This is a genomic window from Streptomyces apricus, from assembly GCF_008369065.1.
GTDB classification, from domain to species: domain Bacteria; phylum Actinomycetota; class Actinomycetes; order Streptomycetales; family Streptomycetaceae; genus Streptomyces; species Streptomyces apricus.
The window spans coordinates 1-9,612 of sequence record NZ_VDFC01000100.1 but is presented as its reverse complement, the minus strand read 5'-3'; the positions used below and the strand labels follow the sequence as shown (position 1 = coordinate 9,612).

Genomic DNA, 9,612 nt, shown 5'->3' with positions numbered 1-9,612 from the left:
CGAGGCCCCCGCCCCCGGCCGCACCCCGCAGGAACAGGCGCTGTGCGCACTGTTCGCCGAGGTCCTGGGCGTCGAACAGGTGGGCATCCACGACAGCTTCTTCGGCCTGGGCGGCAACTCGCTCAAGGCGACCCGGGTGATCGGCCGGATGCGCCGCTCCCTGGGGCTCGAGGTATCGATCCGCACGATCTTCCAGTACCCGACCATTGCGGAGCTTTCGGGTCGAGTCCAGGCCACGGACACCACCAAGAGCCGGCCCCGTCTACGCAAGATGACCAAGGAGTAGACCCAAAGTGATCCCCTTGTCCTACGCCCAGCGCCGTCTGTGGTTCCTCGACCGCTTCGAAGGGGCCTCGGAGACCTACAACGTCCCCCTCGCCCTGCACCTGACGGGCGACCTGGACACCGCAGCGCTCACGGCCGCGATCCAGGACCTGGTCGCCCGGCACGAGGTCCTGCGCACCGTCCTCTTCGAGGAGCAGGGAGTCCCCTACCAGCGGATCCTGCCCGTCGGCGAAGCGGTCGTGGAGGTACCGGTCGTGCCGGTGGCACCGGACGAGGTGGACCACGCCGTCCAGGAGACCATCTCCTACGCCTTCGACCTGTACGCGCAGATCCCCTTCCGGGCCCGCCTGCTGCGCCACGCCCCCGACGCCCACGTCCTGGTCCTGCTCTTCCACCACATCGCCGCGGACGGCGAATCGGCGGTCCCGCTGCTGCGCGACCTCTCGCTCGCCTACACCGCCCGCCGCGCCGGCGACACCCCCGGCTGGGAGGAACTGGACATCCAGTACTCCGACTACACGCTGTGGCAGCGCGACCTGCTCGGCGACGCCGAGGACCCCCACTCCCTGCTGTCCCAGCAGCTGGCCCACTGGCGCGAACAGCTCGCGGACATGGACCAGCCGCTGAACCTGCCCCTGGACCGGCCCCGCCCGGCGGTGGCCGGCCACGCCGGCGACCACGTGGAGTTCCGCATCGACCCCGCACTGCGGGCCGAGGTCGAGCAGCTGGCCCAGGACCGCGGCCTGAGCGTGTCCATGGTCCTGCAGGCGGCACTCGGCGTCCTGCTGCACCACCTGGGCGCCGGCCACGACATCCCCGTCGGCGCCCCGATCGCCGGCCGCACCGACGACGCCCTCAACGACCTCATCGGCTTCTTCGTCAACACCTGGGTGCTGCGGATGCAGCTGGACGGCGACCCCACCTTCGAGGACCTCCTCGACCAGGTGAAGGACAAGGCACTGGGAGCCTACGAGCACCAGGACGTCCCCTTCGACATGCTCGTCGACACACTCAGCCCCGAACGCTCCACCGCCTACAACCCCCTCTTCCAGGTCTTCTTCGCCTGGCAGAACATCACCCGCGCCGAGATCGACCTGCCGGGACTCGCCACCCGGCTCGACTTCGAGCAACTGGGCACCAAGACCGCCAAGTTCGACCTCGAATTCAACGTCGCCCCGGACGGACACGGCGGGGCCCGCGGCACCATCGAGTACGCCACCGGCCTCTTCGACCACTCCACGGTCCAGTCCGTCGCAGCCCGCTACGTACGCGTCCTGCAAGCCCTGACGGCCGACCCCGCCGCACCGGTGGCCGCCCTCGACCTCCTGGAGCCCGCCGAACACCGCGCACTCGCCCAGACCAACGCCACCGCGACCCACATCGCCGACACCACCCTTCCCGCCCTGTTCGAGCGCCAGGTGCACCGGCAGCCCGATGCGGTGGCGGTGGTCTTCGAAGGGGCGGAGCTGACCTATGCGCAGGTGAACGCGCGGGCCAATGTGCTGGCGCGGGAGCTGGTGGGGCGCGGGGCGGGTCCGGGTGCGGTGGTGGCACTGGCGCTGCCGCGCTCGGCGGACCTGATCGTGGGAATGCTGGGAGTGCTCAAGTCGGGCGCGGCGTATCTGCCGGTGGACCCGAAGTACCCCAGCCACCGCCTGGCGCACATCCTGGCCGAGGCCGCACCACGGCTGATCCTGACCGACACCACCACCGCGCCCGTCCTGCCCGCCACCGACACCCCCCTGCTGCACCTGGACCACATCGACCTGGACCACCCCCAAGACGGCCAGGACGACGCCGGCCCCCACCAGGACCTGCGACCGGACACCCCGGCGTACGTGATGTACACCTCCGGCTCCAGCGGCACCCCCAAGGGCGTTGCCGTCACGCACCGCAACGTCGTCAACGGCATCACGCACCTGGCGCAGCTGATCGGGGCGGGACCGGGGCGGGTGGCGCTGGCGGGGACGTCGGTCAACTTCGACGTGTCGGTCTTCGAGGTCTTCACCAGTTTGTGCCACGGCGGCACGGTCGAGGTGGTGCGCGATGTGCTGGTGCTGGGGGAGCGCGAGGAGTGGGGCGGGCACATCGTGTCCACCGTTCCGTCCGCGTTCGCCGAACTGCTGGACCAGGCCGTCTCGCACACCGCCCTGGACACGGTGGTGTTCGCCGGTGAGGCGCTGCCCGCCTCGCTGGTGGGACGGTTGCGGCAGGCGCGTCCGGACATCCGGATCATCAACGCCTACGGCCAGACCGAGTCCTTCTACGCCACCACCTTCACCCTCCCGCCCCAGGAGACCTGGGAGGGCACCGGCAACATGCCCATCGGACGGCCGCTGGGCAACATGCGCGCCTACGTCCTGGGCCCCGGCCTGCGCCCGGTGCTGCCCGGCGTCGCAGGAGAGCTCTACATCGCCGGAGAGGTGGCCGCCGGCTACCGCGGCCGCCCCGACCTGACCGCCGAGCGCTTCCTTCCCGACCTCTTCGGGCCGCCCGGCGCGCGCATGTACCGCACCGGCGACCTGGCCCGCTGGAACGGGCAGGGTCAGCTGGAGTACGTGGGCCGCGGCGACGCCCAGGTCAAGGTCCGCGGGTTCCGCATCGAACCCGGCGAGGTCGAGGCCGCCCTGGCCGCCCACCCCGCCGTCGGCCAGGCCGCCGTCATCGCCCGCGAAGCCCCGGCCACCGGCGCCAAACAGCTGGTCGCCTACGTCGTGCCCGCCTTCACCAGCGACAAGGACATGCACGACTTCCGCTCCGGCATAGAAGCCGCCGACCTGCGCGCACACGCCGGCCAGCACCTGCCCGACTTCATGGTGCCCTCCGCGTTCGTGCTCCTGGAGCGGCTGCCGCTGATGCCCAACGGCAAGCTGGACCACCGCGCCCTGCCCGAGCCGGAGTTCACCGCCGGCACCTACCGCGCCCCGCGCACCCCGCAGGAACAAGCCCTGGCCGCCGTCTACGCGGAGGTGCTGGGCCTGGACCGGGTGGGGGTCGACGACGACTTCTTCGCCGTCGGCGGCGACTCCATCCGCTCCATCCAGGTCGTCTCCCGCGCCCGCGCACTGGGGCTGGAGGTCAGCCCCCGGCAGATCTTCGAGTGCCGGACCGTCGCCCTGCTGGCCGAGGTCGCCGCGAGCGACAGCGCGAGCGCCCCCGTGCTGGAGGAGTTCGAAGGCGGCGGCACCGGCTCCTTCCCGCTGCTGCCCATCGCCCGCTACATGCAGGAACTGGGCGGCGGCTACGACCGCTTCTCCATGTCCCTGCTGGCCGAGCTGCCCGCCGGCATCGACGCCGGGGGCCTGGCGGCGACGCTGGGTGCGGTGCTGGACCGCCACGACATCCTGCGCTCCCGCCTTTCGTCCCACGACGGCCAAGCCGTCGAGATCGCTCCCGCGGGCTCGGTGGACGCGAGCACGCTGATCGAGCGGATCGTGTGCGACGGCGTATGGGACGACACCTGGCAGCAGCAGGCGCAGATCGCCCTGGACGAGGCGACGGGCCGGCTGGACACGGCCGCGGGGGTGGTGGCGCAGTTCGTCTGGTTCGACCCGTCCGATGCGACGGTGGCGGGCCGGCTGGTGATCGTGCTGCATCACCTGGTGGTGGACGGTGTGTCGTGGCGGATCCTGCTGCCCGACCTCGCCGAGGCATGGAAGCAGGTCCGCCAAGGCCAGGCGCCGCAGCTGGCGCCGGTGGGCACCTCGGTGCGCCGCTGGACCCACGCACTGCTGGAAGAGGCCCACACCCCCGCCCGCGTCGCCGAGATGGACCTGTGGCGCTCCGTCCTGCAAGGACCCGATCCGCTCCTGGGCTCCCGGCCGCTCGACCCGGCCCGCGACACCCGCTCCGCACTCGACCACCTCCGCCTCCAACTGCCCCCGCACCTCACCGAGGCGTTGCTGACACGGATTCCCGCGGCCTTCCACGGCGGCGTCAACGACGGCCTGCTGGCCGCGCTGGCGCTGGCGGTGGCCCGGTGGCGCCGTGACCGCGGGGTGCTGGAGTCCTCCACGCTGATCAAGCTGGAGGGGCACGGCCGCGAGCAGGACGTGGTGGCGGGCGCGGACCTGTCCAGCACGGTGGGCTGGTTCACCAGCATGTTCCCGGTACGCCTGGACATCGCCGGCTTCGACCTGGACGAGGCCTTCGCCGGCGGCGCGGCCGCGGGCGGGGTCCTCAAGGCGGTCAAGGAACAACTGCTGGCCGTCCCCGACAAGGGCCTGGGCTACGGGCTGCTGCGCTACCTGAACGAGGACACCTCGGCCGAGCTGGCCGCTCACTCCACCGGGCAGATCGGCTTCAACTACCTGGGCCGCTTCTCGGCCGCCGACATGCCAGAAAACCTCCGCGGCCTGGGCTTCACCCAGATCAGCGAAATGACCGCCCCCCTGGACGCCGACATGCCCGCCATGTCCGTGCTGGAACTCAACTCCATGGTCATCGACACCGAGTCGGGCGCCCAGCTCGACGTCACGGCCGGCTTCCCCGCCGCCCTGCTCGCCCCCCAGGACGTGCGGGAACTGATCGACCTGTGGTTCGCCGCACTGGAGGCACTGGCCCACCACACCGCCGACCCCGCCGCCGGCGGCCTCACCCCCTCCGACCTGCCCCTGGTCCAGGTGAGCCAGCACGACATCGAGAGCTGGGAGCAGCGCTACCCGGGCCTGAGCGACGTGTGGCCGCTGACCCCCCTGCAGTCCGGACTGCTCTTCCACACCCTGCTCAACGACGACTCCTGGGACGCCTACCAGATGCAGATGGCGTTCCACATCGAGGGCGAGGTCGACCCCGCCCGCATGCACACCGCCGCCCAGGCCCTGCTCGACCGGCACGCCAACCTGCGCACCGCGTTCGTCGACGACAGTGACGGCCACCAGGTCCAGGTCGTCGTCGACGGCATCGAGGTGCCCTGGCAGGAGATCGACCTGCGCCACCTCGACGAGCCGGAGCGCACCGAGGCCTTCGAGCGGTTCCTCACCCAGGACCACAGCCGCGGCTTCGACCCCCTGCGCCCGCCGATGCTGCGCCTGACGCTGCTCAGGACCGGACCCGGCCGGGCCGAACTGGTCCTGACCGCCCACCACGTCCTGTTCGACGGCTGGTCCCTGCCGGTCCTGATGACCGACCTGCTGCGCCTGTACGGATCGGCCGGCGACCCCTCGGTGCTGCCCAGGGTCCGCGGCTTCAAGGACTTCCTCACCCACCTCTCGCGCCAGGACGGCGCCGAGACCGCCCGCGCCTGGGCCCGCGAACTCGAAGGCGTCGACGAGCCGACCCTGCTCGTGCCCGGCCACGCCGGCCACGAGGCCAGTTCCGGGATCGGGCACGTCGAGCTCGACCTGCCGCTGGAGCAGTCGCGGGAGCTGAACCGGCGCGCCTCCGAGCTCGGCATCACCGTCAACACCCTGGTCCAGGGCGCCTGGGCGGTGCTGCTGGGCCAGCTCACCGGACGCCAGGACGTGGTGTTCGGCGCCACCGTCTCGGGCCGGCCGCCCGCGGTCACCGACGTCGACTCCATGGTCGGCCTGTTCATCAACACCCTGCCCGTGCGCGTGCAGTACACCCCGGCCGACCCGCTCGCCGACGTGCTGCAGGACCTGCAAAAGCGGCAGGCCGCGCTCCTGGACCACCACCACCACGGCCTCACCGACATCCACCGCACCACCGGCCTGAGCACCCTGTTCGACACGCTGGTGGTGTTCGAGTCCTACCCCGTCGACCGCGAGGGCCTCAACGACGCCAACTCCGCGGCCGGCATCGCCTTCACCGGCATCCGCCCCTCCACCGGCACCCACTACCCGCTCACCGTCATGGCGGACGCCGACCCGCACCTGCGGCTGGCCCTGCAGTACCAGAACCACGTCCTGGACCGCGAGACGGTCGAGGTCCTGGCCGCACGGTTCGTGCGCGTCCTGCGCCAGCTGATCGCCGACCCCTGGCTGCCGGCCGGCCGCGTCGACATCCTGGAGGACGCCGAGCGCGTACGCCTGCTGGAGCAGCTCGACACCGCCGCCGCACCCGCGCCCCACCTCACCGTCCCCGCCCTCTTCGAGCAGCAGGCCGCCCACAGCCCCCAGGCGCCCGCCGTCCTGTTCGAGGACACGCAGCTGACGTACGCCCAGGTGAACGCGCGGGCCAACCGCCTGGCGCGGGAGCTGGCCGGCCGCGGCGCGGGCCCCGAGACGCTGGTCGCGCTGGCGCTGCCCCGCTCGGGCGACCTCGTCGTCGCCCTGCTGGCGGTCCTCAAGTCCGGCGCCGCCTACCTGCCCATCGACCCCGCCTACCCCAGCCACCGCCTGGAGTACATCCTCACCGAGGCCGCCCCCGGGCTGGTCCTGACCGACCGCGCCACCACCGGCGTGCTGCCCGCCACCGACGCCCCGCTGCTCCTCCTCGACGACCTCGACCTCGACGGCGCCGACCAGGACGCCGCCGCCGGCCTCGGGGACCTCACCGACGCCGAGCGCCGCGCACCGCTGTACCCGCAGCACCTGGCGTACGTGATGTACACCTCCGGCTCCACCGGCACCCCCAAGGGCGTCGCCGTCACCCACCACAACGTCGTCAACGGCATCACCCAGCTCGCCGCGCAGATCGACGCCGGGCCCGGCCGCCGGGCCCTGGCCGGCACCTCGGTCAACTTCGACGTCTCCGCCTTCGAGATCTTCACCACGCTGTGCACCGGCGGCAGCATCGAAGTGGTCCGCGACGTGCTGGTCCTGGGCGAACGCGAGGCCTGGCACGGCAACGTGATCTCCACGGTCCCCTCGGCCTTCGCCGAACTCCTGGACCAGATCGCCGACCGCACCCGGGTGGACGTCCTGGTCTTCGCCGGCGAGGCGCTCCCCGCCGACCTGGTCAACCGCGCCCGCGACGCCTTCCCCGGCGTGCGCATCATCAACGCCTACGGCCAGACCGAATCGTTCTACGCCACCACCTTCACCGCCTCCGGCACCCCCCAGGCCCTGGGGGCCGTGCCCATCGGCGCGCCGCTGGGCAACATGCGCGCCTACGTCCTCAACACCGGCCTCCAGCCCGTCCCCGCCGGTGTCACGGGAGAGCTCTACATCGGCGGCACCATCGGCCGCGGCTACCGCGGCCGCCCGGACCTGACCGCCGAGCGCTTCGTCGCCGACCCCCACGGCGAACCCGGCGCCCGCATGTACCGCACCGGCGACCTGGCCCGCTGGAACGAACGGGGCGAGCTGGAGTACGTGGGCCGCGGCGACAGCCAGGTCAAGGTCCGCGGATTCCGCATCGAACCCGGCGAGGTCGAGGCCGCCGTGGTCGCCCACCCCGGCGTCGCCCAGGCCGTGGTCGTGGCCGTCGACGGCACCGGCACCGGCAAGCGGCTCGTCGCCTACGTCGTACCGGCCGAACCCGCCGGCGTCAGTGCCGACCAGCTGCGCGAGGCCGTGGCCGCACGCCTGCCGGACTTCATGGTCCCGGCCCTCTTCATGACCCTCGACCGCCTCCCGCTGATGCCCAACGGCAAACTCGACCGGGCCGCGCTGCCCGAGCCGCAGTTCACCACCGGCACCTACCGGGCACCGCGCACCGCGGCGGAGCGCAGCCTCGCGCAGCTGTTCGCCGAGGTCCTGGGGGTCGAACAGGTCGGCCTCGACGACAACTTCTTCGCCCTGGGCGGCCATTCACTGCTCGCCACCCGCCTGATCAGCCGCGTCCGCACCGTCCTGGGCGCAGAGATCCCGATCAAGACCGTCTTCGCCGCCCCCACCGTCGCCGAACTCACCGCCCACCTGTCGGCCGGCGTCCAGGTCCGCCCCCCGCTCACCCGCCTCGCCTCCCGGCCGCAGCGCCTGCCGCTGTCGTTCGCGCAGCGCCGCCTGTGGTTCATCGACAAGTTCGAGGGCCCCTCGACGACGTACAACATCCCGCTCAACCTCAAGCTCACCGGCGCCCTGGACACCGCCGCCCTGGCCGCCGCCCTGGGCGACGTGGTGGCCCGGCACGAGAGCCTGCGCACCGTCTTCGCCGAGGACACCGAAGGCGTCCCCTTCCAGCAGATCGTGCCGCCGCACGAGGCGCTCCTGGAGGTGCCGCTCGTCGAGGTCCCCGCCGGCGCACTGGAGGCGGCCATCGACGCCACGGCCCGGCACACCTTCGCGCTGGACCGCGAGATCCCGATCCGGGCGCGCATCCTGCGCACCGGGGACCACGAACACGTCCTGTCCCTGGTGATCCACCACATCGCCGGCGACGGGGAGTCGATGGCGCCGCTGATCCGCGAGGTCTCCGCCGCCTACGCCGCCCGCCGCCGCGGCCAGGTCCCGCACCTGCCCGACCTGCCCGTCCAGTACGCCGACTACGCCCTGTGGCAGCGCGAGCTGCTGGGCGAGGACGACGATCCGGCAAGCGTGCTCGCCCAGCAGCGCGCCTACTGGCGCCAGGAACTGGCCGACATCCCCCAACCGCTGCACCTGCCCTCGGACCGGCCGCGCCCGCCCAGGGCCAGCCACCGCGGCGGCATGACCGAATTCACCGTGGACCCCGGCCTGTTCGCCGCCGTCGAGGAACTGGCCCGCACCCGCGACGTGACCGTCTCCATGGTGATGCAGTCGGTGCTCGCCGTCCTGCTGCACCAGCTCGGCGCCGGCGACGACATCCCCATCGGCGCCCCGATCGCCGGCCGCACCGACGATGCCCTGGACGACCTGATCGGCTTCTTCGTCAACACCTGGGTGCTGCGGGCCGAACTCGCCGGCAACCCCACCTTCGACGACCTGATCGCCCAGGTGAAGGAGAAGGCCCTGGGCGCCTACGGCAACCAGGACGCCCCCTTCGAACGCCTGGTGGAACTCCTCAACCCCGACCGCTCCACCGCCTACCACCCCCTGTTCCAGGTGATGTTCGCCTGGCAGAACTTCACCCAGGCCGACTTCGACCTGCCCGGCCTGCGCGTGGACTTCGTCCCCGTCGTCACCGGCACCGCCAAGTTCGACCTGTTCTTCAACCTCACCGAAGTCACCACCCCCGCCGGACGCGAGGCCCAGGGCCTCATCGAGTACGCCACCGACCTCTTCGACCACTCCTCGGCCGACGTCCTGGCGACCCGGTTCCTGCGGGTGCTGCGCGCCCTGGTCGCCGACCCGACGGCCCCGGTCGGCCTCGCCGACGCCCTCGACCCCGCCGAACGCCACCTGGTCCTGCACGACCACAACCAGACCTCCCTGCCGGTGCCGGCCACCACCCTTCCCGCCCTGTTCGAGCGCCAGGTGCACCGGCAGCCCGATGCGGTGGCGGTGGTCTTCGAAGGGGCGGAGCTGACCTATGCGCAGGTGAACGCGCGGGCCAATGTGCTGG

General features: G+C 72.1%; 2 protein-coding genes. Both read left to right on the top strand.

The window, feature by feature from the left end; all coding sequences use genetic code 11:
- On the top strand, nucleotides 1–286 hold a 286-nt coding region (locus FGF04_RS37780), incomplete at its 5' end, for a phosphopantetheine-binding protein (RefSeq protein WP_149515912.1).
- A gap of 7 nt (nucleotides 287–293) precedes the next feature.
- Nucleotides 294–9,612, top strand: a 9,319-nt coding sequence (locus tag FGF04_RS37775) for a non-ribosomal peptide synthetase (protein WP_149515911.1), incomplete at its 3' end; no start/stop codon positions are given.